Source organism: Sodalis ligni, assembly GCF_016865525.2.
GTDB classification, from domain to species: domain Bacteria; phylum Pseudomonadota; class Gammaproteobacteria; order Enterobacterales; family Enterobacteriaceae; genus Acerihabitans; species Acerihabitans ligni.
Map to the genome: position 1 here is coordinate 2,242,862 of NZ_CP075169.1, position 23,859 is coordinate 2,266,720.

Consider the following 23,859-nt stretch of genomic DNA (forward strand, 5'->3'; position numbering starts at 1 on the left):
CTGCGGATCGCTCCGCCGATGCACGCCTGCGCCTACCGTCCTTGCCCTCTCGATGCCGTCCGCACAATGGCATAATGCGTGCCGCCCTGGATGTTCAAATGAACAAATGTAAATCATATGATTTGTTTTTTACCGCTCGTTACATGGGGCTATGAAACGTTTTTTAAAAAAATGATGCGATGATCGTGCTATTTTTGCCTTTATTTATTTTTTATTTGACTCATGTAACGAATTCTATGCGTAGTTGTAGACGATATGAGACGTAGCCCGTAGTGTACATTTGTTTCATTGATGTTCATGTGGAGTGTGCGGATATGAGTCAACGTGCGTCGTTAGCCAAAGAGCCGGCTTATCTGTTAGAGGTGACCGGCCTGAAAAAAACGTTTGGTGATGTTGTCGCGCTGAAAAATGCGGAATTTTGCCTGAAGCGCGGTTCCATCCATGCGCTTTGCGGCTGTAACGGTGCCGGGAAGTCAACGTTTCTCAGTCTGTTGATGGGGTTTATCCGACCGGATGCGGGGGATATTTTCATTAACGGCGAGCGCTGTGATTTTTATTCACCGCGCCAGGCCTTGGCCGCCGGCATTACCATCGTGCAGCAGGAACTGAGCGGCGTGCAGGATTTGTCGGTGGCGGAAAATATTTATCTGGGCGCCGAGCCGAGGCGTTTCGGGGTGGTGGATTTCAAGCAGCTGAATCAACGGGCGCAGGCGCTGCTTGATGAGCTGGGTTTTGCCATTTCACCCAAAGCGAAGATGCGTAATCTCAGCGTGGCCGAACAGCAATTGGTGGAAATCGCCAAGGCGCTTTCCCATACCAACGCCGATATCATTATCATGGATGAGCCGACGTCCGCGCTGGGGGAAGAGGATGTGCAGAAACTTTTTCAGGCAATCCATCGGCTGGCTTCCCTGGGCAAAGGGATCATTTATGTTTCCCACCGGCTCTCTGAAATATTTCAGATTGCCGATAGCTATACGGTATTTCGCGACGGTAGCTATATTTGCGAAGGCCCCACGGATTCTATCAGCCGCGAGCATCTGATTGAACAAATTATCGGCGGGGAAATTGACGGCGAATTCGCCAAATACAATGAGCCCACCGATGAAGTGATATTTAAGGTCACCGACCTGAACTGGAAGGGGCGGGTTAATAATGTCAGCATGTCGTTAAGGCGTGGGGAAATCTTAGGTATCTATGGCTTGGTGGGTTCAGGGCGAAGTGAGCTGCTGAATTTGATTTTGGCATTGAGCACGCCGAAAGCGGCAGTATACAAATCGGCGACAAGGTTCTTTTGCGCCATAATCCGGGGAAATCCATCCGCGCCGGCATGGCGTATGTCACTGAAGATCGCAAGGATACCGGGCTGGTGTTAAGCAGCTCGGTTTCCGAGAATATCAATATCTCTTCCCTGCGGGCCATCAGCCGACTGCGGTTTATTGACGAGGGCAAGCTGCGGCGCCGTGCCGATGCGATGATTCGCGCCTTTAATATCCGCACGCCGGGACAGCAGCAAAAGGTCATGAATCTCAGCGGCGGTAATCAGCAGAAAGTGGTATTAGGGCGCTGGGCATTATTGGACCCAGAGATATTGTTGCTGGATGAGCCCACCCGCGGCATTGATGTCGGCGCAAAAAGAGATTTATCGTTATATGTCTGAATTTGCGCTCAAGGGAAAAGGCATAGTGATGGTGTCCTCTGAACTTTCTGAAATTATCGGCATGAGCGATAGAATACTTGTTTTCAATAAAGGAAAGGTTGTGGGCGAGCTGGCAAGGAGCGAAGCGACCCAGGCGAAATTAATGTCATTGGCAGTGTAATTTAATTCCTGATTCATATTTTTATAATTTTCTGAGAGAAAACAATATGAGCAGTTATTCATCCTCTACGCTACACCAGGCCCGTGGCGGAAAATTTAAAAAAGCAATGGTTCAATACGGGATTATTTTAGCCTTTATTGCCCTATGCGTTGTTATTGCCGTCGCCGGAGAATGGGCGGTGGCCACCGGACTCTGGACCGAGAACTATTTTCTGTCCCAAGAGAATACGCTGATTGTGTTACGTCAAATCTCCATTAACGGTATTTTAGCCATCGGCATGACGTTTGTCATCATTACCGCCGGCGTCGATCTTTCCGTCGGTTCGGTTCTGGGGCTGGCGGGTATCGTGGCGGCGCGTTTCGCCACCACCAGCAATTCAATGGCCATCGGCGGCAATGATTGGCCGCTGCTGATGCCCATTGCCGTTGCGGTGGGCATCGGCCTGGTCTGCGGCTTTCTCAACGGAATCGTGCTGAGCAAATACCGCCTGCAGCCCTTTATCGTCACCATGGGCATGCTCTCCGCCGCGCGGGGACTTACCCTTCTGACCACCGACGGCAACCCGGTTTCACAACTGCGTGACAATTTCCGCTGGCTGGGCAACGGCTACGTACTGGGTATCCCGGTACCGGTGCTGATCTTTGTCGTGCTGTTCGCCATCGCCTGGTTTGTCCTGAACAAAATGACGTTCGGCCGTTATGTCTACGCCGTGGGCGGCAACGAAAAAAGCGCGCGCACCTCCGGTATCAACGTGCTGCGGGTCAAAGTCATCGTATATACCCTGTGCGGCGTTCTGGCGGCCATGGCGGGTATTATCCTGACGGCCCGCACCGGTTCCACGCAGACCAGCGCGGGCGCCTCTTATGAACTGGACGCCATTGCGGCGGTGGTTATCGGCGGCACCAGCATGGTGGGGATAGGCACCTGCGGGGCACCCTGTTCGGCGTGCTGATCATCGGCGTGATGAACAACGGACTTGATTTACTCGGGGTGCAATCCTATTACCAGCAAATTATCAAAGGCGCCCTGATTGTATTTGCCGTAATGCTCGATCCATCCCGTAAACAACAGCGTGACTAACGCAGGAATGACTTCCCCTGCAATTTAATACTAATCATAAGACAGCTGCCCTACAAAGGAGATAACATGAAAAAATTCAAAATAGGCTTGCTCGCGGCGACGCTGGCGTTGTCCTTTTCAGCCGCCGTCCAGGCCGCCCCTGTCAGAATTGCCGTGTTGATGTACGGCATGAAAGCCGAATTCGTACAATTAATGGAGAAATCCGGGCGGGAGCATCCCGCGGTTAAGCAGGGCGTGGCCACGCTGACGGTCTTTGACGGCGGCTATGATGCGCTGGTACAGAATAACCAGGCTGAAACGGCGATCCGGACCCGCTACGACGCCATCATCATCGACCCGGTGGATTTCGAGGCCAATGTCGATGTGGTGACCATGGCGAAAAAAGCCGGCATCCCGGTCATCGTTTCCAACTCCCGCCTGAATACCGATTTGGCGCCCGAAGTGGTTTCCGACGACGTCAAGGGCGGTTATCTGGAAGCGAAAGCGGTTTTGAATAAAATGCACTGCCAGGGCAATGTGGTCATTATCGAAGGCCCCATCGGCATATCCGGTCAGATACAGCGCGGTCAGGGTAACGACCAGGCCATTAAGGAGTGCGGCCCGGGCAAAATCACCGTCTTGGAAAGAAAGACCGCCAACTGGTCCCGTGCCGAAGCAATGCCGCTTATGGAAAACTGGCTGCAGAAACACCGCGGCAAAATCAACGGCGTTATTGGCCAGAACGACGAAATGGCGCTGGGAGCCATTGAGGCTATCAAGGGCGCGGGCCTGAATGTGAAGGACTTCGCCATTGCCGGGGTGGACGGCGTTTCCGATGCGCTGCGTCTGGTCAAAACCGGTGATATGATGTCCATCCTCCAGGACGGCAACGCGCAGATGCAGGGCGCCATCGATGTTGCCTTGCGCGCGGTCAAGGGCAAGGATTACAAACCCATGTCCGCCATCTGGGATCAATATAAAGACCAGGTAGCGTGGCAGGACGGCCAGGCAAAAATGTATGAAATCCCTTGGACCGTCGTGACGCCGCAAAACGCGGATAGCCTGCTGAAAATGCGTCAATAGCCGGCAGTCTGATTTTCGCACCGCAAACCGTGGGAAACCGGCAATGACGGGATGGAGATGTCATGCCGGTTTTCTGTTGGCGGCGGGTTTATTTTGTTTCGTTCAACAGCCACCAGACCGCTTCATAAGGACGCAGCGCACCGGAGTCCGGCGTCCGGTCAACGTCGCCGTAGTTGCTCAGCAGCAGCGACCATTTCGTCTTGCCGGCGAAGTAGTCCTCTTCCAGCCGCAGATCGTCCGCACCCAGATTGGCCATCACCAGCAGCGTCTGTTCCCCGCTGTGCCGCCGATAGCACCACAAGGCGGGGTGTTCCGGCGCCAGGTCCAGATAATCCCCCCAGGTGATAACCGGGTACCGCTTACGCAGGGCAATCAGCCGCTGATAGGTATGCAAGACCGAATTCCCGTCATTTAACGCACGTTCCACGTTGATTTCTCGGTAGTTCGCCGCCAGATCTATCCAGCTGTCGCCCTCGGTGAAGCCCGCGTTGCGTGAAGCGTCCCACTGCATCGGCGTACGGCCGTTGTCTCGCGATTTTTGCGCCAGGATTGCCAGCAGTTCTCCATCGGTCCTCCCCTGGACGCGCAGCTCAGAGAACATATTCAGACTTTCCAGGTCGCGATATTGCCCGATATCCTCAAAACAGGGGTTGGTCATGGCGATTTCTTCGCCCTGATAAATAAAGGGAGTGCCCTGCATGCCGTGCAGCACCATCGCCAGCATTTTGGCCGAGACCTCCCGCCGTTCGCCGTCGTTCCCCAGCCGCGAAACAATGCGCGGCTGATCGTGGTTACACCAGAACAGCGCATTCCAGGCCTGGCCATGCATGCCCTGTTGCCACTCTCTGAAAAGGCGTTTGAGCAGGATCAGATCGGGCTTTGCCCGGGTCCATTTGGCGCCCGCGGGATAATCCACCTTCAGGTGATGGAAATTGAAGGTCATGGACAGCTCTTTTCCGTCCAGACCGGCGTAGCGCCGGCAATGCTCAAGAGTGGTGGAGGACATTTCCCCCACGGTCATCAGTCCGCCGGGCGTAAACACCTCTTCGCTCAATTCCTGCAATAGCTGATGGATATTCGGACCGTCGGTATAAAAACGCCGGCCGTCCCCTTCATCGTCGTCCGGGAAGCCGGGGTGTTTGGAGACCAGATTAATCACATCCAGCCGCAGCCCCTCGACGCCTTTGTCCGCCCAAAACCGGCACACTTTTTTCAGTTCGGCCCGCAGGCGGGGGTTCTCCCAATTGAGATCCGCCTGTTCCACGGCAAAGGAGTGCAAATAGTATTGCCCGCTGGCGTCATGCAGCTGCCAGGCCGAACCGCCGAATTTCGAGCGCCAGTTATTGGGCGGCCCGCCGTTGACGCCGTCGCGCCAGATATAAAAATCGCGATAGGGACTCGCCGGATCTTCCGCCGCCTTGAACCAGACATGCTCGGTGGATGTATGGTTGAATACCATGTCCATCACGATATGGATATGGCGCCGGCGCGCCTCGGCCACCAGCCGCTCGAAGTCGCCCAGGGTGCCGAACAGCGGATCGATGGCGCAGTAATCGGCAATATCATAGCCGTTGTCTACCTGGGGCGAGACATAGACCGGCGTCAGCCAGACAGCGTCGACCCCCAGCCACTGCAGATAATCCAGCCGCCTGATAATGCCCGGCAAATCGCCGATGCCGTTGCCGGTGCTGTCCTGGAAGCTCTTGGGATAGATTTGATAGATGACGCCGTTTTGCCACCAGGGAGTGTCGATATTGTTCATGCCTATTATCCTTAATCCACGGGACAATGGCGGACCCCGTTGCCGTGAGGTCCGTCAGGCCCGTGCGAAATCAGTCCTATACCACCGGCAGGGTATTCACATGGGTCTTGTGCCGATAAATGGCCATGGTGAGCGCCAGCGGCACCACAATCACCACCATCATGGCGATGGAGTATATTTGCCAGTACTGCGGCTGGATTGACAGGATACCCGGCAGTCCGCCGACGCCGATGCCGTTGGCCATCACGCCGAACAGTCCGCAGATAAGCCCCCCGCAAGCCGATCCGATCATGGCGCACAGCATGGGGTAGCGATATTTCAGGTTGATACCGTACATGGCCGGTTCCGTCACCCCGAGGAAGGCGGAGATGGCGGCCGGTACCGATATTTCCCGTTCATTGGTCTTGCGGCTGATAAGGATGATGCCGAGCACCGACGATCCCTGGGCGATATTGGACAGGGCGATAAGCGGCCAAACCGGCGTACCGCCGAGAGTCTGGATCATCTGCAGATCGATGGCCAGGGTGGTCTGATGGATGCCGGTAATCACCAGCGGCGCGTAGAGGAAACCGAACAGCGCCGCGCCGATGGGGGCAAAGCCGCCGGTCATGAGTCCCTTCACCGCCCAGGCGACGCCGTCGCCAATCATCCGGCCGAACGGGCCGATAATCGCATGGGCCAGGAAAACCGCCAGTAAAAGCGACACCACCGGCACCACCACCAGATAGAGATAATCCGGCACCAGCCGTTTCAACCGGGTTTCGATAAACGCCAACGCCATGCCCGCCAACAGCGACGGCACCACCTGCGCCTGATAACCCACCTTCGCGATGCTGAACAGCCCGAAATTCCACACATCCGGCGTTTGCTGACCGAGCAGATAGGCATTCATCAGCTGCGGCGATACCAGGGTAACCCCCAGCACTATGCCCAGGGCGGGCGTTCCGCCCATTTTTTTAACCGTCGACCAGCAGATGCCCACCGGCAGATAAAAGAAAATCGCTTCGCCAATCAGCCAGAGAAAATCGTATATGGCTTGCCAGACCTGCGAGTTTTTAATCAGCGGCTGATGGCCGAACAGCGGTACGTCGCCGATAACGTTACGAAACCCCAGTATCAAACCGCCGCTTATCAGTACCGGCAGCAGAGGAAAGAATATTTCGGCAAAATGGGAAATGGCCAGCTCATGCCAGCTCATGTTCTGGCGCGCGGCGCGTTTGGCGCTCTCCTTGTCGCTGGCGTTAAGCTGCGCCGCGCTGATGAGCGCCTGGTACCAGTCGCCGACGTCGGTGCCGATCACTACCTGAAACTGACCGGCATTGGTAAAACAGCCTTTTACCATGGGCAGCAGCTCAATTTCTTTCGGTTGCGCCGCCTGCGGATTGTTTAATACGAAACGCAGGCGGGTAATACAGTGGCTGACGGCGGCAATGTTCTCTTTGCCGCCAACCAGCGTTATCAAACGGTCGATATCCTGTGGGTTTATTTTCTTCATTTCGGCGACCTTTATTGTTATGGAATCCCGAGGTATTGGTGAGCAACGGGAAAATAACGCTAATAGCCTTATTGATAAAGTGGGAACGTTCCCATTTTCGACTATGATCACATTAAATCTGCAGGCAGGGGCCAAAGCATGCCGAAACACGCCGGGAAGGCACCGGCGGGCAGCTATGGTGTTACACTAGGGTAAGCAGCCCATTTTCGGATGATACTTGGCAGTTAATGAATGGAACCTCTACAGAATCGTCTCACCATCAAGGATATCGCCCGCCTGAGCGGCGTCGGTAAATCCACCGTTTCACGGGTGCTGAATAATGAAAGCAAGGTCAGCCGGCAAACCCGCGAGCGCGTGGAGGCGGTAATACGCGAATACGGTTTTGTGCCGTCAAAATCGGCGCAGGTGATGCGGGGACAAAGCGACAAAATTATCGGCATTATCGTCACCCGCCTCGACTCCCCCTCGGAGAACCAGGCGGTGCGGGCCATTTTGCCGCTGCTGTACGAACAGGGCTATGACTCCATTCTGATGGAAAGCCTGCTCAATCTCGACCGTTTGAAAGAACATTTGCGGGTACTCTTCCAGCGCAACGTCGACGGCGTGATCCTGTTTGGCTTCACCGGGTTGCAAAACGATATGCTCGCACAGTGGCAGGATAAAATGGTGGTGATGGTGCGGGAGTACGCCGGGCTTTCCTCGGTCCGCTATGACGATGCCGGCGCGGTCACCCTGTTGATGCAGCGCCTGCGGCGGCAGGGGCATCGCCATATTGGTTACATCGGCGTGAACGTCAGCGATGAGACCACCGGACGACTGCGCTACGAGGCCTATCTGCGGGCCTGCGGCGACATGCAAATCTCCCCGGCGGCGGCGCTGGGAGACCTGGGCTATCAAAGCGGCTTTCATTTGGCCGGCGAGGTTATCACCGCCGACACCACCGCGCTGATTTGCGCCACCGACACCATCGCCCTTGGGGCGATCAAATATCTGCAACAGCACCGCATCGCGCTGATGCAGATGTGCAGTATCGGCCATACGCCGCTGCTGAGCTTTTTATTCCCCGACACCCTGTCGGTGGATCTCGGCTATTCCAACGCCGGTAAAGCGGCGGCGCGCCAGTTGGTGAGCCTGCTCAACGGCGAGCCGGCGCAGGGCAATATCATCGTGCCCTGCATCCTGGATTGACCGTTAACTCAATTAACCGGGTCAACGGATCAACCGCCTAAACCAGGTTAATCGAGCTTTTATAAAATAAAGGCTTCCCGGGATCCCCCAATTCAATTTCCCTTTCTTCCCCCGCCCCTTCTTTTTAGGGCGGGCCGTTATCGCGCTGCCTACTCCCGCCGTCACCGACAGGGCAATAGCCAGGATTTGGATAAGCGTCAAATTTTCCCGCCAGCAGTAAATAGGCCACCACCGCCGCCACCGCCGGCTCCATGCTCACCAGGATGCCGAAGGTCTTGTGGGGTAATCTTTTCAAGGCGGCCATTTCCAGCGTCATGGGCAGTGAGCTTGAAATCACCGCCACCAGCAGTCCCACCAGCAGCAGGTAAGGGTGGGAGATAATGGCGCCGGCATCCGTCATACCCACCGGGATCGTTACGGCGGAAGCAAATACCAGTCCGATGGCCACGGTTTGCCCGGAGTGGCGATGGCTTACTTTTTTACCGAAGACAATATAAAGCCCCCAACCAAAGGCGGCGACCAGGGAATATATCACGCCGGTCAAATCCAGGCCGCTCTGGTTGCCCCGCAGGGGCAATATCATCAACATGCCGCCAACCGCCAGCACGATCCAGACAAAATCGGTTAATTTGCGCGAATAAAGCACCGTTACCGTCAGCGGACCGATAAATTCAATCGCCACCGCCAGGCCGAAGGGAATGGTCTTCAACGCGAGATAAAAGCACAGGTTCATCACTCCCAGCGTCATGCCGTACAGGGCGGTAAATGCCAGCTCCCGGCGGGTCATGGCCGCCTGCCAGGGCCGCCACAACACCAACAGGATAATGGCGGAAAAGCCCGTCCGCAGCGCCGAAGTGCCGGCTGCGCCTATCAAGGGAAACAGAAACTCTTTCGCCAGCGACGTCCCGATACCCAATGAAACGATGGAGCCCAGCACCAGCAGAAAGGGGACAAGCCGGTGGGCGAGAGACGATGGCATGGGGCTGTTCCGGTAAGCATGGGGTAGGGGTGACTTTTTAGCATAAAAAGAGGGGATAATGGAAAGGAAAAAGCAGGGGGCAGTGGTTATAGGGGGTCAGCCCGGCAGAGAATGATGGACCAGAGCTGGTGGCGTCGCAGGTGAATAGGTTGTTACCCTGGGTCAACAGGATAAACCGGTGCCCGGATTTGTGGCGGCCCAGCAGATCAGCTGTTCCCCGTGAACTCGGGGATAAACCGTTTTCGGCTCGTAGCCGACATAGATTTTGCCCCTGTTCCCCGCGAATGCGGGGATAAACTTATCCAAGGGCCAGAGGGGGTACAAAAGGTAGGCGATTACAACGCTGCCAATGTATGCAAATTCTCTGGATTATGCGCAATCATTTTAATAAGCAAGACAGCTTGGGCATTTGGTTTTGCTCTGCCTTGTTCCCAATTCTGATAGGTCGTGGTACCGGTGCGTAGATATTGAGCGAAAACTGACTGGGACAAATGAAGCTTATCGCGGATTGCCTTCAGCTCATCGGGGCTCATCGAAGTATGTTTATTGATCGCGACACGATGGGATTTGAGGGTTATTTTGCCGGCGTTCATATCGCTCCACGCCTGCATCCCCTCGATAAGCTCATTAAAAATATCGCGCTTACTCATAGTGTTGCCTCTCGTTTCAGTTTTTCCAGCATCTCCCGCAAGGTTTCTCGCTGCGGCTTGCTAAGATCATCCAATTCATCCTTGTCATAAAGTGTGAAAAGTAAAAATGGCTTTTCTCTATCCACCAATAATATATCATCCTGATGCCGCCACGTTTTCCCTTCCCGCGCCGAACATCGCCAAAACGCACCTTTCGCAACCCCTGTGTGCTGAATAACCACGCCGCATTGTGGATTATTGAGCAGCATTTGCTGAAAAGACCGATACTCATCATCCGCAAGATAAGTTTTGCGCAGCCGTTCGAATGGCGGTAGCTCAATAAAACAGCATCCATGTGAAAGTTGCTCCTAAGTTGAAGATAGAATATCCCTAACTTGGGGATAGATCAATGTCAACGATATCATAATCTGAAAAAGCCTTACCCTAACATGGTCGAGGCAGCTCAAACTTTGCTCAGGTGGCATCGTGACGAAATCCCTGGCGCTGAAAATATTTTTATCACCAATTATTTATTTGTTAATCAAGTAGCGTATATTGATTTTTAGTCGCCCGACAATATTTTCAATGTCTAGTATATGCTATTCTTTATAGTATTCACTAGCGACATGACAGCGCTAAGCGTTATTGAAAATACAAAGACAAAACCAGCTTAAATGATATACTCAACAATAAAAATTAAGTAGTGTTCAATATACTATTGATTACTTACTATTATGACAATTGTTAAGTATTAGTTATTTTCTTTTCAGTGATATTCGTTATCAGGTGTAAATAAAATGATTAACAATTCAACACCAGATTATCTTTGTTATTGGGGAAAAGCGCGCAAAAGGATCAAATCGGGGATGAACCGTATCATCTGCTTGCTTATCATTGCCTGGATGTAGCGGCCTGTAGCTATCTCATGGTGCAAAACAACCTTTTGGGAGTAAGGCCATGTTGGCGTCATGTTCCTCGCGAATGCGGGGATATTTGATTAGAAGACTATTGGTATCGACAGCATTGGTTGGTATGGTAGCAATACCGGTATGTATGATAAGTTGCTGTTAAGAATTTGTGAAAAGTACCGGTGAAAAAGGGTAAATTGCTAACCGGCAGAATGCACAGCGCCGCGTGTCAGGCAAGCCCGTAAAAATAGATATCAGGATTGGTTATGTCTTCTTCTGCTTCCGCCAGCGCGGATTCGCTGTTTCACCATCGCTCTTTTGTCGCTTTCTGGCTGGCCCGTACCGGTTCCAGCTTTGGTTTTCAGATGCTGTCTATCGTGGTGAGCTGGCAAATATACGCCACCACCGGCCGCGCATTGGATCTGGGGCTGATAGGTATGGCGCAGTTCCTGCCTTCGGTGGCCCTGGCATTGCCCGCCGGCCATATGGCGGACCAGTACGATCGCCGCCGTATCGTGTTGTTCGGCCAAGTCGTTGAGTGGCTCGCCGTGATCATGCTGGCGGCGTTCACCCTGCTGCACTTTGTGGATGAAATCATTATCCTGGGGCTGGTGTTTCTTATGTCGGTGGCCAAGGCCATCGAGGCGCCGGCCCTTCAGTCAATGGTGCCGGCGCTGGTGCCGCCGTCCATGTTGGCGCGCGCCACCGCCGCGACCTCTGTCTCCAGCGAGGCCGCGATGATAGCCGGTCCCGCGCTGGGCGGCCTGCTGTATGTGGCGGGGGCCGGTATGGTCTATCTGGTAACCGGTCTGCTTTATCTGGTGTCGATGGTGATGGTGGGCCTGCTGCGCTATGAACAGTCGCCGCCGCGCCGCGAGCCGGCCAGCTTTTCTACCCTGTTCGCCGGCGTGCGTTTTATCCGCGCCCGCCCCGATGTGCTGGGGGTGATTTCGCTGGATCTGTTTGCCGTGCTGCTGGGGGGCGCCACGGCGCTGATGCCGATCTTCGCCAAGGACATATTGCATACCGGCCCCTGGGGCCTGGGTTTGCTGCGGGGCGCGCCGGCGGTAGGGGCGCTGCTGATGGGTTTCTGGCTGAGCCGCCGTGCCCTGGAGCATCGCGTGGGCATGATTATGTTCGGCGCGGTGGCGGGTTTCGGCATTGCCACCCTGGTGTTTGCGTTATCCACGGTGCTTTGGCTGTCGCTGGTGGCATTGTTCGCCCTCGGCGCGTTTGACATGATAAGCATGGTGATTCGCGGCGCGCTGGTACAGCTGGATACTCCCGACGAGATGCGCGGGCGCGTTAACGCCGTTAATTCAATATTTGTCAATACCTCCAACCAGCTCGGCGAATTCGAATCGGGCATGCTGGCGGCGTGGCTGGGGGCGGTGCCGGCGGCGGCGCTGGGGGGGATCGGCACCCTGCTGGTGGTGGGACTGTGGATGGCCTGGTTCCCCAATCTGCGTCGCCGCCAGCGGCTGGATAACGAGGCGGGCTTTAAAGAGGGGGCGGCGGATACGCTCTAATCCATTGATTCTGAAATTGCCGGCGGCGGTAGCGGGACGCAACCCGCTATCGCCGCGTTTCTCTCCGTTGATTGTTGTCCGTTAAGAAGTTAATCGCTGGGTCTCCACAGAATATTTAACAGTAAAAGATTGTGATATAAATTAAACGGGAGAAAAGTAACCAATCCTTATAATTATTCTTTTCAATTAACGAATGGGTTTTAATTTATTTTCATAAATCAATTGTGGGTGCCAATAAAAAGAAACAAAAGGTCGTATTTCATAGAATTGTGAAGCTCCATGAAAATTTATTCTATATGCTGTTCGCTCCAGATGGCATTTATATTCTGGCTCGCTGTCCATTTCCTCCGGCTCTTTTGTCGAGGACGATCACCCATTACTCAGATATGCTCTACAGTATGAAAACCTCGGAAGGAGAGGGATACGTCTATTGCCGCATCGAGCACAAGTCCAGCGCGGACGAGATGATGGCGTTTCGCCTGCTGCGCTACAGCATGGCAGCCAGGGGCCTGATAAATATTTTATGTACTTTTTTTACACTTTTGCGAGTATTTTAAGGACAAATAATTCGCAAGATTGAAAAAGGCACAGGTATGTTAGTCCCTATAAAAGGTCACGGAAAAGAATTTGAGGCTTATCGGACCCTATTTATTCATGAATATGAAATGGATTTGGTACGGAATCACAAGCTCAACGACTATGACGCCCATGAAAAAGCAGTCAATATCATCGATTCTTCATTTTTGGCTGAGGCCGGGAAAAATAACAATGTCTTATACCGTATCGTAAAAAGCCTTGAGGGTGCCCAGCATAACGTGGGATATATCTGGATTTTGTCTTCTGCGAAGGATAATACCGCATTCATCATGGATTTCTATATCTTGCCAGAGTATCGAAAGCAAAGGCTGGGGACCGAGGCCTTGACGGAACTCTTCTATCAGCTGGCGCAAAACGGTAATACCGCCATTACGTTACGCGTAGATCCGGATAATCTGGCGGCGCATAATCTCTATAAAAAGTGGGTTTTGCCGTTACCGGTATCAATATGGCGAGAAAACTAAACAGCGCTGCCTTCTAGTTCGTTTTTCACGTTCTGAATTTTGCTACCTGCGGCATTCGCCCTGGCCCGCCCCCTTTTCCTCCGACGTTGGAACGGTACGGACGTGCCCCGCATGCCGTCAAACTCGCTTTCCCCGCTGCCAAAGACCGGCGCCCGCCGGCACAGCCACCTGGGCAAAATCGGTCCCGAGTCCTTTGAACGAGCCTCATCGTGAGGACAGGATCTGTCCATGATTTCGGGGGCAGTCCAGTTGCGATCGGGAAAAGCGTCGCCGCGTGATATAAGGCCGCTTTTTATCGGCAAAAATCGGCTACATTCTCTGAGTATAACCATATAAGAAGAAGGGTTTTTACGCTCTGCCGCCGTATCTGAAAAGCCGTTGCCCGGATGCCCTGTCCCGGCGGCGCTGTCTCTTTCAGCGGCGGGGAGAGGGACATGAAAGCGTCTGCCGGTCTTCCCTTGGGGTTATAACCCGCAGGGGATAGAGGGGAAACGGGACATTAGTTTCGTATGATGTATTAAGGTCTTGTGAGTGTAGCCGGTAGCCTAAACGTATTTAATGTAACGCAGAGATACGATATCAAAACGTGATGTTTTATAAAGGCGCCGCCGCAGGTTAGCACGGCTTAATATATTACCCACCCTACAGACAAGTCATTATGAAAAACAATAAAGTGAAATATCCAGGCATTCCCAGTGTGATTCATGGCAATGGTGCTGTTGCCTATATCATGAATCACGTTTGTGGCGGCGTTATCGGTTATCCCATAACCCCGTCGACGGAAATTGCAGAGATTTTCGAAGCCGCCCGCGCAGAGGGCGGCGTCAACGTCTGGGGCAAGCATCCGTTTTTCTTCAGCCCGGAAGGGGAGCATTCGGCCCAGAGCGGTGCGCTCGGGGCGGCATTGACCGGCGGGCAATACATCTCGAACGCCTCGTCAAGCCAAGGCATTCTTTATGCGATGGAATCCCACTACGTCACGGTGGGCAAGAAGGTGGGAGGTTTTGTACTGCAGGTGGCGGCGCGGGTGGTGTCAAAACATTCGTTAAACGTGATGGCCGGCCATGATGATGTCTACGCGCTGCTCCCGTCCGGATACACTATCCTTTTCGGCGCGAATCCCCAGGAAGCGGCGGATCTGGCGGCCATAGCCTACCGGGTCTCTTCACTGTCCCTCATTCCGGTCGCCAACGCCATGGACGGATTTTCCACCAGCCATATGCTGTGCGAAGCGCTGCTGCCGGAGCCGGCGCTGTTGGCGGAATATCTGGGGGACCCGGCCGGGCGCATCAAGGCGCCGACCGCGGCGCAGGAGATGCTCTATGGCGCCAAAGGCCGCGTATTTCAGCTTAAAGCGTACCTCTCCCGTCACCAGGCGGACATTGCCGCCGATGAGCGGACTATGCTGCAAAGCTATCTGGAGCTTCACGCGGAATCCATCGAACAGGATTTGCAAGGCTTCCTGATGGCGCCGACCCTGGACTGGCTGCCCGCTGAACTGCATGCTCCCTGGCGGCGGCAGTGGCTGAACGCCTTTGAACGGGGTACCCGGCAGCGAGTGCCGGCGTTAATCGACGTCAATAATCCGGGTCTGACAGGCGGGGTGCAGAACCAGCCGGATTTCCAGGCCGGGTCGGCGGATCACCGCACTCATTTCGCCAGCGACGTGCCGGCGCTGGTGCGTCAGGCGATGGCGGAATACGGCGAGTTGACCGGACGCCGCTACCAGCCGGTGCAGACCTTTATGTGTGAAGACGCCGAGGACGTCATGGTGGCGCTGGGATCCGTTACCGATGACATCGAAGCCGTGGTGGCGTATCTGCGCCGCCAGGGACAAAAAGTGGGGCTGGTGGCCGTTAAGCTGCTGCAGCCATTCCCGGAAGCGGAAGTGGTGGCGGCCCTGCGGGGCAAGCGGGCCGTGACGGTGCTGGAACGTTCCGATCAGACGGAACTCACCGTCCGGGTGACCCGTGCCCTGTTCCAGGCACGGGAAAATGCCGATGGGGTGCGCCACGCGGGAATTCCCGCTCTCCAGTCCATGCCGACGCTTACCACCGCCATTTTCGGCCTCGGCGGGCACGATTTGCAGCCGCGGCATTTGATTGCCGCCTTCAAAAATATGTCGGACGGGCAGGGTGCGCCTTTGATCTATCTGGGTTCACAGTTCTTCTCCCCGACGCCGTCCCCCTATTTGGATAAACTCCAGGCGCGCCTGAAAGGGGCATATCCTGAAACCGAACGGATGGCGCTTAATACCGGGCCGAACCCGAATTTGTTGCCGGAGGGCGCTTTCCGTATCCGTTTCCACTCGGTGGGGGGCTATGGCACCATCGCCACCGGTAAACTGTTAACCGACATTCTGGCGGGCGCTTTGGACATGCACTCCAAATCGGCGCCGAAATACGGTTCGGAAAAGAGCGGCGCGCCCACCAATTATTACATCACCCTCAGTCCGGAGCCGGTAAAAATCACCAATGCTGAATTGGAAGATGTGGAAATCGTTATTTCGCCGGATCATAAGGTCTTTAGTCATACCAACCCCCTGCGCGGTCTGACGTCCGGGGGCACGTTTATCATGCAATCCAATCTTGCTCCCGAAGAGGTTTGGCGGGAATTGCCGGCTTCGGCCCGCAAGACCCTGCGGGACAAGGCTATCCGTTTTCTGATAATCGATGCGTTTGCCGTCGCAAAAAAACACGCGCCGACGCCGGAACTGGAAACCCGCATGATGGGCATCGCCTTTATCGGCGCGGTGGTGGGGCATGTGGAGCGGGTCTCGGCGGGATCATCCGCCGCCGCCATCCTGGCGAAAATCCGCCAGCAAATCGGCAAGAAGTTCGGCGCGAAGGGCGGCGCGGTGGTTGAAGGCAATATGGCGGTAATCCACGACGGCATTGCAGCTACCCAAAGCGTCGATTACGCCTCGGCAGAATTTGCCGATGCCGACGGCCAACGGCTGTCGGCGAATCCGTATGGGCTGTCGTTGTCCGCCGATGGGGAACACTCGGCACAAACATCGGTGCTGAACGGTCTTTTCGACCATGACTATTATGAAGAAACCGTCGCGCGTCCCTTCCGGGAAGGCACTATCGGCGAAGCGCCGGTATTGCCCGGCGCCGGGCTGTTTATGCCCGCCGGCACCGCGAGCGCGAAGGATAAAGGACTGTTCCGCCGTTCCGTGCCCGAGTTTCACGCCGAGGCATGCACCGGCTGTATGGAGTGTGCGCTGGTTTGTCCGGATGCGGCGATTCCGAATTCGGTACATGATATCCATGAACTGCTGCTGGAGGGTATCCGCCGCCTCGGCCTGGCCGAAAGCCGGCGCGAGGCCATGGCGGCACATCTTTATCCGCTGGCGGATGCGGTGCGGGAAACCTATCGTCAAAGCAAAACGCCGCGGCCTTTTCATGAAGTCGTCGCCGATGCGGCGGCGGGTCTGGTCATCGACGCGGCGGCCCTGCGAACCGACTTTGCCAAACTGGCCGACGTACTGGCGGCCTATCCCGTCGCGCGGACCCGTCCGTTCTTTGATGCGGCGGAAAAAAACGGTACCGGCGGCGGCCTGTATGCCGCCGTTATCGATCCGTGGAAATGCACCGGTTGCCTTGAATGCATCAGCGTCTGCGGGCCCGGCGCGCTGAGTGAGCGTTCCCAGGATGCGCCGTTGCAGCAGACTCTGCAGGCCCGTTTCGAATTTATGACCACGCTGCCGAAAACGCCGGCGCGTTTTTATGCCGACGCGCTCAAGCCCGATGGCGACATCAAGCGGCTGCTGCTTGATCCCGGTAATTATTACGCCACCACCGGCGGCCACGGCGGGTGCCGCGGCTGCGGCGAGGTAACGGCCATCCGTTTGGTGGTATCCGCCAACCATGCCGTCACCCATAAGCGTCAGCAGGATCACCGGCGGGAGCTGGAAGACCTTATTTCCCGTCTGAACGAAAAACGGAGCGCGCTGCCCGCTATCGAAGAAATCCGGCGCGAGCGCCTGGACGGTCTTATCGGCACGCTGGAAAAAAGGCTGTATCTCTACGAAGGCGGCCCCGGCGGCAATGGCCCGGCGGGGGCCGGTATCGCCAATTCCACCGGCCTGCGCAGCGGTTACGCCTCGACCTTCCCGTACACCTGCTATAACGATCCTTGGGTCAACAGCCTGTTCCAGGATGCCCAGCCCCTGGCCAAAGGGATGTTCGAAGGGCTTGCCGCGCAGTCGGTGAACGATATCCGCGCGCTGCGCCTGGCCCGTCTTGAACTGGCGGATCAATACCTGCCGGAGCAGCACGATGCGGCGCTCCGCTACCTGGACTGGACCGGCTTCACCGCTGACGAACTGGCCCTGCTGCCGACGGTCATGACCATCGGCGGAGACGGCGCCACCTACGATATCGGTTTTGGCGCGCTATCGCGCATTTTAACCAGCGGCACGCCGCTCAAGGTAGTAGTGCTCAATACCGGCGTATATTCCAATACCGGCGGCCAGGCCTCCACGTCCAGCTTTATCGGCCAGGACGCCGACCTGGCCCGTATCGGCAAGGCCCAGGGCGGCAAGCATGAAGCGCGCAAGGAACTGGGATTGATTGCCTCCTTCCATCCGGATGTGTTTGTCTGTTCCAGCACCACCGCGCTGCCGGGGCACTTCCTCAAAAATACGCTGGAGTTCCTCCGCTATAGCGGGGGACCGGCGGTGATGGATATCTATACCCCTTGCCAGAGCGAACACGGCATTACCGACGCCGCCGCCGCCCGGCATGGCCGGCTGGCGGTGGAAAGCCGGATGAACCCGGTGTTTGTGCACGATACGCGCCGCGGCGCTTCACTGCACGAGTGGTTCTCCCTGGAGGGTAATCCCGATACGGACAAGGATTGGGCCGGCACCACCCTGGAATACCTTGATGAAAACGGCGGATTGCAACTGCTCAACATGGCGCTGACGCCGGCGGTCTTCGCCCTGGGGGAAAACCGCTTCAGGAAGCAATTCCATGCTATCGATAATACCGATGGCCGGTCTACGGTGGCGGTGGAGGACTATATCGATCTACCGCCGGATGAACGGGCGCAAAGCATTGCCTTTGTCTATTCCGTTGACGCCAATCGGCATCTGATCAAGCTGGGTGTCTCGCCGTCCCTCATCGAACTGGTGGAAGAGCGGCGTAAGTACTGGCGGATGCTGCAATATCTTGCCGGCCAGCATGCCGGGAAAATGGCGGCTGAACATGATGCCGCCATCAGTGCGCTACAGTCGCAATATGAGGCTTCCCTGCGGCAACAGGACACGGCCATGGACGTCATTGCCCGCGCCATGTCCCGGCTGGCGACATCCAGCAAGGCGCCGGCGGCGGGCGCCGGTACCATTCCCATCAGTATGGTGGACGATGCTTCATCCCCCGGCGCGTCTCCCGCGGCCGCGGCCGGCGGCGAAGTGCCGGTAACGCTCTCCCCGGAAGATCAGGAGAAATGCACCAATTGCAAAACCTGCTATCAGGATTTGCCCGAGATCTTCGAAAGAACCCTGGTGGCTTTCAACGGTGAAAGCCGGGAAGTCGCCCATATGATCCCCGGCGTGCTGGAACGCATAACCATCACGCCGGAGCTGAAACGCCGTATTGAACGGGTGGCGGCCAACTGCGATGCGGAGATCATACAATGAGCAGCGAAAACACGATTTCATCAACGCAGGAAGGTTCGCCGCAGAGCGTATTGCACCGCTATCTCAAGGCCGGCAGCGCGCTGGAAAATACGCGCGCACAGCTGGAGGCGCTGGAACAGACGGAGCCGGTGGAGACCTACCACCGGCAAATGGAGCTCCTGGGCCGACGGCTGCAAAACGATCCGCGGGTTTTTCGCGACATGTTCATCGCCGACGGGACCGAGGCGGTGGCCTGGGAGTTCCGGCAGGAGGAACTGGGCGCTGAATTTACCCATGTCTTATGGGAACTGCTATTGCGGGACGATGACGCCAGCAAGGTGCTGATGCGTTTTATCTGGGATGTTCCCCTGAAGCTCAAACGTAAATTCATTCGCGCCCTTGACCGGCATCTGTCGCAGAGATATCCGGTGTTCCTGGGATTGTCGGATAACTGGCCGGCGGAAAACGCCATTCCGCCCTATATTCGTGACCCGCAGCTGCGCGCGCGGGATTTTGAACTGGTGAATCAGGGTTACCTCGGGTATATGAATGTGGGCTACAGCGCACGGGAAGTGGAACTGCTGGTCTGGCTCGAAGCGCTGCGCGACAAGCAGTGCGAGGAAAAACCCTGTGAAGTCGGTCTCGCGGAGCCCGGCCGGCCGGAGCCCAAAGGCGGATGCCCGGTAAAAATCCATATTCCGCAAATGCTCAGCCTGCTGGGTACCGGCCGCTTTCGCCAGGCCATGGAGTTGATACAAAGCTGCAATCCCCTGCCCAACGTCACGGGACGGGTCTGCCCGCAGGAGTTGCAGTGCCAGGGGGTATGCACCCACCAAAAGCGGCCGATTGAAATCGGCCAGCTTGAATGGTATCTGCCCCAGCGGGATAAGCTGTTCGCCGGCGGCGGCGAGGATTCCCTCCCGCCTTCCGATCCCTGGCTGCAGGCGGTGAAGCCCCCTATCGCGGTGGTGGGTTCCGGGCCCGCCGGACTGATAAATGCCTATCTGCTGGCGGCGGAGGGATTTCCGGTGACGGTGTTCGAAGCGTTCCACGCCCTGGGCGGGGTGTTGCGGTATGGCATTCCGGAGTTCCGGCTGCCCAATGAACTGATTAACGATGTGGTGGACAAGATAACGCTGCTGGGGGGCAGATTTGTCACCAATTTTGTGGTGGGTAAAACCGCCACCCTCGAAGATCTGAAGAACGCCGGATTCTGGAAGATTTTCGTCGGCACCGGCGCCGGGCTGCCGCGCTTTATGAACGTGCCCGGCGAGCATCTGCTTAACGTGATGTCGGCCAACGAGTTTCTCACCCGCGTCAACCTGATGCAGGGGGCCCGTGAAGGCTATGAAACGCCGCTGCCGGAAATACGCGGCAAGCGGGTGATGGTTATCGGCGGCGGCAATACCGCTATGGATGCGGCCCGTACCGCTCTGCGCCTGGGGGGCGACGTTACCATCGTCTATCGCCGCACCGAGAGTGAAATGCCGGCGCGGGTGGAAGAGCTGCGGCATGCGCAGGAGGAGGGCATTGTGCTCAAGGTCCTGCGCGCTCCCTGCGAGTTTATCGGCGACGATAAGACCCATTTCGTCCGGCAGGCCATGCTCGATGTCATGGCCCTGGGGGATCCGGATGCCTCCGGCCGCCGCAGCCCGGCGGCCACCGGTGAGAAAGAGCCTATGGCGGTGGATCTGGTGATTATGGCCCTGGGCAACTCCCCCAATCCCATTATCAAAGACGCGGAGCCGGATCTGCATACCACCCGCTGGGGCACCGTCGAGCTTGGCCGGGGCTCGCAGCAAACCTCCCTCGACGGCGTATATTCCGGGGGCGATGCGTCGCGGGGAGGTTCCACCGCCATCAATGCCGCCGGCGACGGCCAGGCGGCGGCCCGTGAAATTCTCGGCGACATGAACCTGTCCGCCGGGGATATCCGGTCCAGGGTAAGCCTGGCCGGGAGCTACTCCAAGCTGGGCGCCGCCCCGAAAACCATTCTGGAGAAAATTGAACTGGCGGAGGGTATCGTCGAGTTTATCGTCCATGCGCCGCATATCGCCCGCGCCGCCCGCGCCGGACAATTTGTCCGCGTACTGCCGTGGGCCAACGGCGAACTGATCCCCCTGACCCTGGCCGACTGGGATGCGGAGAAAGGCACCCTCTGCCTGGTGGTGCAGGGGCTGGGCAGCAGCAGTATGGCGATTAACCGGATGCAGGTAGGGGATGCCTTCGCCGGCATCGCCGGTCCTCTTGGCCGGCCCAGCGTCCTGCACGCCTATGGGACCGGCGAAACCGTGGTGTTCCCCGCCGGCGGCGTCGGCCTGCCGCCGGTCTATCCCATTATGCGGGAGCATTTACGCGCCGGTAACCATGTCACGCTTATTGCCGGTTTCCGCAATGATTCCCTGCTGTTCTGGACCCGCGGCGACGAACGCATCGGCAAGCTGCAGCAGCGTTATCCGGGATTGCTGGACGTCATCTATACCAGTAACGACGGCAGTTACGGCGTCAAAGGCTTCGTCACCGGCCCCTTGGAAGAGCTGCTTAAAGCCAATCGGCAAGGGAGCGGCAGGGAAATAGCCGAAGTCGTCACCATCGGCCCGCCGCTGATGATGCGTGCTGTGTGCGACTTGACGCGCACGTACGGCGTCAAGACCGTTGCCAGTCTGAACTCCATCATGGTGGATGCCACCGGCATGTGCGGCGCCTGTATGGTGCCGGTAAACATCGACGGCCGGCTGGTGCGCAAACACGCCTGTATCGATGGCCCGGAAATCGACGGACATCTTATCGACTGGGACAAGTTCCTGCCGCGTTTTAATCAATTCAGCGCGCAGGAGCTGGCCAGCAAACGGCGGCACGGCTTCGCGTAATACCAGGGTCCCCGGACGGTGTCAAAGCGATGCACGGGGACCACTATCCACAAGATTTTGTGCCAACATCTATCCGATATGCCAGTTGTTTTCAGCATTCCAGCCAAATTAACCGCTATTTTGTGTCGAAATATTAACGATGCTGTAAAATAAAGTTGCGAGGAGTATTATTAAATGCTTCTGCGATGTAGATCAAATGTGAAGGAATACAGTAATGGCTTATGCAACCAAGAATCCTTTTACCGGCCAGGTAGTGAAAACCTTTCCCGACGCAACCGATGAAGAAGTGTTGACTGCTATAGAGCATGCGCACAAAGCTTTTCTCTCCTGGAAAGACCAGTCTTTCCAGGCGCGTAGTAAAATCATGCAGCGCGCCGCGGATATTCTGCGCGACAACAGCGAGCGTTACGCCAAAATCTTGACCCTGGAAATGGGGAAGATACTGTCCGAGGCGAAAGCCGAAGTGGAACTGTCGGCGCAAATTTTCGAGTTTTACGCCAACAATGCCGAAACCCTGCTGGAACCGGAAAAACTCACCGTAGCGAAACCCGAAGAAGCGGAATCGGTGGTTTATCATGAGCCGCTGGGCGTGCTGCTGGCCATCGAACCCTGGAATTTCCCCTATTACCAGATAGCCCGTATCATTGCGCCGCAGCTTTCAGCCGGGAATACCCTGCTGTTGAAGCATGCCTCCAACGTCCCCCAGGCGGCGGCTATTTTTGAGCAGCTTATGCATGAAGCGGGATTGCCGGACGGCGCGTTTACCAATCTGTATGCCACCCGCTCGCAGATCGAGCTTATCCTTAACCATCCCCATGTCCAGGGCGTGGCGCTGACGGGCTCGGAAGGCGCCGGCGCGCTGGTGGCCCAGCAGGCGGCGAAGGCACTGAAAAAATCCACTCTTGAACTGGGCGGGGCGGATGCCTTTATTGTCCTGGCGGATGCCGACATGGAGCCTACGGTGAAATGGGCGGTCTTCGGACGGCATTGGAACGGCGGCCAGGTGTGTGTTTCATCTAAACGCATGATCGTGGTTGACGACGTCTATGATGACTTCCTGACCCGCTATACCCAAGGCGTGGCGGCGCTGCGCGCCGGCGATCCCTTGCTGGAAACCACCACCCTGGCGCCCTTGTCGTCGCAGGAAGCCGCCGATGAGGTGAAACAAAAAATCCGGCTGGCGGTGGAACATGGCGCTACCGCCACGGAAGTCGGCCCGAAGGTCCCTGCGCAGGGCGCGTTTGTTCAGCCCACCATCCTGACCAACGTGGCGGAGGATAACCCGGCCTATTCCATGGAATATTTCGGCCCGGTCTCCATGATCTTCCGTGCCGAAGACGAGGACGATGCCCTGCGCATTGCCAATGATTCCCCCTTCGGCCTGGGCGGCTCGATATTTACCGCTGATGCCAAGCATGGGGCGGAATTGGCGCGGAAATTCTCCACCGGCATGGTTTATATCAACCATCCCACCCGGGTGAAAGCGGACCTGCCGTTCGGCGGCGTTCGGCGCTCCGGCTATGGACGCGAGCTTATCGGGCTCGGCATCAAGGAGTTCGTTAACCACAAGCTGGTGTCGGTGGTGGATATCAACGCCGAGTTTTAACCCGTCCGTTAACAGTCCCGCCACCTTCACAGCGGAGCCGGCCAATAGCCTCTATTGGCCGGGGTTTGTTGACAAAGTGTCCGGTCGGGGCAGGCTACCAGATCGTAAACACGCCGTGAATCCATCCCTGGAGGCTCGATCCGCGCCATCCCTGGCGCGGACGGTTTACTCTTCTGGCAGCCTGTCCCTCCTTATTAACGCCGAGTACGTTTGTCAGCAGTCTGCGGCCAATAGCCTCTATTGG

13 protein-coding genes and 3 pseudogenes are annotated in these 23,859 nt (G+C 56.5%); 11 read left to right on the plus strand and 5 right to left on the minus strand.

Annotation, left to right across the window (positions count from 1 at the left end; translation table 11 throughout):
• Window positions 1-314: 314 nt before the first annotated feature.
• The 3 genes and pseudogenes from GTU79_RS10540 (at window position 315) to GTU79_RS10550 (ending at window position 3,962) form a co-directional block, all read left to right on the plus strand.
• Window positions 315-1,820, plus strand: a pseudogene (locus GTU79_RS10540) (sugar ABC transporter ATP-binding protein).
• Window positions 1,821-1,866: 46 nt separating this feature from the next.
• Window positions 1,867-2,900: pseudogene (locus tag GTU79_RS10545) on the plus strand (ABC transporter permease).
• Between the two features lie 66 nt (window positions 2,901-2,966).
• Complete coding sequence (locus GTU79_RS10550; RefSeq protein ID WP_132922269.1) at window positions 2,967-3,962, plus strand: substrate-binding domain-containing protein; 996 nt, start codon at window positions 2,967-2,969, stop codon at window positions 3,960-3,962.
• Between the two features lie 88 nt (window positions 3,963-4,050).
• On the opposite strand, the gene treC is transcribed toward GTU79_RS10550, so the two are convergent.
• Window positions 4,051-5,724 carry an alpha,alpha-phosphotrehalase gene (gene treC, locus GTU79_RS10555; RefSeq protein ID WP_203521962.1) on the minus strand — a complete coding sequence of 558 codons (1,674 nt, stop codon included), beginning with the start codon at window positions 5,722-5,724 and terminating at the stop codon, window positions 4,051-4,053.
• A gap of 76 nt (window positions 5,725-5,800) precedes the next feature.
• Entirely contained in the window at window positions 5,801-7,219 is a 1,419-nt protein-coding gene (treB, locus tag GTU79_RS10560; RefSeq protein WP_132922267.1) for a PTS trehalose transporter subunit IIBC, read from the minus strand.
• A 231-nt stretch (window positions 7,220-7,450) separates the two neighbouring features.
• On the opposite strand from treB, the gene treR reads away from it, so the two are divergent.
• Window positions 7,451-8,407 (plus strand): trehalose operon repressor TreR, encoded by a 957-nt coding sequence (gene treR / locus GTU79_RS10565; protein ID WP_203521961.1) that lies wholly within the window; start codon window positions 7,451-7,453, stop codon window positions 8,405-8,407.
• A 124-nt stretch (window positions 8,408-8,531) separates the two neighbouring features.
• Here treR and GTU79_RS10570 read toward each other — a convergent pair whose 3' ends face one another.
• From GTU79_RS10570 to GTU79_RS10580, 3 genes are all read right to left on the minus strand, one after another.
• The gene (locus tag GTU79_RS10570) at window positions 8,532-9,386 is read right to left on the minus strand and encodes an EamA family transporter (RefSeq protein WP_214513901.1); all 855 of its coding nucleotides are present in this window, start codon (window positions 9,384-9,386) and stop codon (window positions 8,532-8,534) included.
• Between the two features lie 335 nt (window positions 9,387-9,721).
• The gene (locus tag GTU79_RS10575; protein WP_203521959.1) at window positions 9,722-10,036 is read right to left on the minus strand and encodes a helix-turn-helix domain-containing protein; all 315 of its coding nucleotides are present in this window, start codon (window positions 10,034-10,036) and stop codon (window positions 9,722-9,724) included.
• Window positions 10,033-10,284: a toxin gene (locus tag GTU79_RS10580; RefSeq protein ID WP_338091473.1), complete on the minus strand. Its 252-nt coding sequence runs from the start codon at window positions 10,282-10,284 to the stop codon at window positions 10,033-10,035. The genes GTU79_RS10575 and GTU79_RS10580 overlap by 4 nt, the downstream gene beginning before the upstream one ends.
• Before the next feature lie 563 nt (window positions 10,285-10,847).
• Between GTU79_RS10580 and GTU79_RS10585 the strand changes: the two genes are divergently transcribed.
• From GTU79_RS10585 to GTU79_RS10615, 7 genes and pseudogenes are all read left to right on the plus strand, one after another.
• On the plus strand, window positions 10,848-11,012 hold the full coding sequence (locus GTU79_RS10585; RefSeq protein WP_253073643.1) for an HD domain-containing protein: 165 nt from the start codon (window positions 10,848-10,850) through the stop codon (window positions 11,010-11,012).
• Window positions 11,013-11,189: 177 nt separating this feature from the next.
• Entirely contained in the window at window positions 11,190-12,452 is a 1,263-nt protein-coding gene (locus tag GTU79_RS10590) for an MFS transporter (RefSeq protein WP_214513902.1), read from the plus strand.
• A 331-nt stretch (window positions 12,453-12,783) separates the two neighbouring features.
• Window positions 12,784-12,955: pseudogene (locus GTU79_RS10595) on the plus strand (Rpn family recombination-promoting nuclease/putative transposase); the annotation flags it as partial.
• Window positions 12,956-13,045: 90 nt separating this feature from the next.
• Window positions 13,046-13,513, plus strand: coding sequence for a GNAT family N-acetyltransferase (locus GTU79_RS10600; protein ID WP_214513903.1), 468 nt, complete (start codon window positions 13,046-13,048; stop codon window positions 13,511-13,513).
• A gap of 658 nt (window positions 13,514-14,171) precedes the next feature.
• Complete coding sequence (locus GTU79_RS10605; protein ID WP_214513904.1) at window positions 14,172-19,160, plus strand: 2-oxoacid:acceptor oxidoreductase family protein; 4,989 nt, start codon at window positions 14,172-14,174, stop codon at window positions 19,158-19,160.
• The gene (locus GTU79_RS10610; RefSeq protein WP_214513905.1) at window positions 19,157-22,009 is read left to right on the plus strand and encodes a sulfide/dihydroorotate dehydrogenase-like FAD/NAD-binding protein; all 2,853 of its coding nucleotides are present in this window, start codon (window positions 19,157-19,159) and stop codon (window positions 22,007-22,009) included. The genes GTU79_RS10605 and GTU79_RS10610 overlap by 4 nt, the downstream gene beginning before the upstream one ends.
• 214 nt (window positions 22,010-22,223) lie before the next feature.
• Window positions 22,224-23,615 carry an NAD-dependent succinate-semialdehyde dehydrogenase gene (locus GTU79_RS10615; protein WP_203521952.1) on the plus strand — a complete coding sequence of 464 codons (1,392 nt, stop codon included), beginning with the start codon at window positions 22,224-22,226 and terminating at the stop codon, window positions 23,613-23,615.
• Window positions 23,616-23,859: the final 244 nt, after the last annotated feature.

What these genes read in the sequence shown, in the direction of transcription:
- treB (WP_132922267.1), bottom strand. Translation starts at nt 7,219, where the DNA reads ATGAAGAAAATAAACCCACAGGATATCGACCGTTTGATAACGCTGGTT.
- GTU79_RS10575 (WP_203521959.1), bottom strand. Translation starts at nt 10,036, where the DNA reads ATGAGTAAGCGCGATATTTTTAATGAGCTTATCGAGGGGATGCAGGCG.
- GTU79_RS10580 (WP_338091473.1), bottom strand. Translation starts at nt 10,284, where the DNA reads ATGCTGCTCAATAATCCACAATGCGGCGTGGTTATTCAGCACACAGGG.
- GTU79_RS10610 (WP_214513905.1), top strand. Translation starts at nt 19,157, where the DNA reads ATGAGCAGCGAAAACACGATTTCATCAACGCAGGAAGGTTCGCCGCAG.
- treC (WP_203521962.1), bottom strand. Translation starts at nt 5,724, where the DNA reads ATGAACAATATCGACACTCCCTGGTGGCAAAACGGCGTCATCTATCAA.
- GTU79_RS10600 (WP_214513903.1), top strand. Translation starts at nt 13,046, where the DNA reads ATGTTAGTCCCTATAAAAGGTCACGGAAAAGAATTTGAGGCTTATCGG.
- treR (WP_203521961.1), top strand. Translation starts at nt 7,451, where the DNA reads ATGGAACCTCTACAGAATCGTCTCACCATCAAGGATATCGCCCGCCTG.
- GTU79_RS10570 (WP_214513901.1), bottom strand. Translation starts at nt 9,386, where the DNA reads ATGCCATCGTCTCTCGCCCACCGGCTTGTCCCCTTTCTGCTGGTGCTG.
- GTU79_RS10550 (WP_132922269.1), top strand. Translation starts at nt 2,967, where the DNA reads ATGAAAAAATTCAAAATAGGCTTGCTCGCGGCGACGCTGGCGTTGTCC.
- GTU79_RS10615 (WP_203521952.1), top strand. Translation starts at nt 22,224, where the DNA reads ATGGCTTATGCAACCAAGAATCCTTTTACCGGCCAGGTAGTGAAAACC.
- GTU79_RS10590 (WP_214513902.1), top strand. Translation starts at nt 11,190, where the DNA reads ATGTCTTCTTCTGCTTCCGCCAGCGCGGATTCGCTGTTTCACCATCGC.
- GTU79_RS10605 (WP_214513904.1), top strand. Translation starts at nt 14,172, where the DNA reads ATGAAAAACAATAAAGTGAAATATCCAGGCATTCCCAGTGTGATTCAT.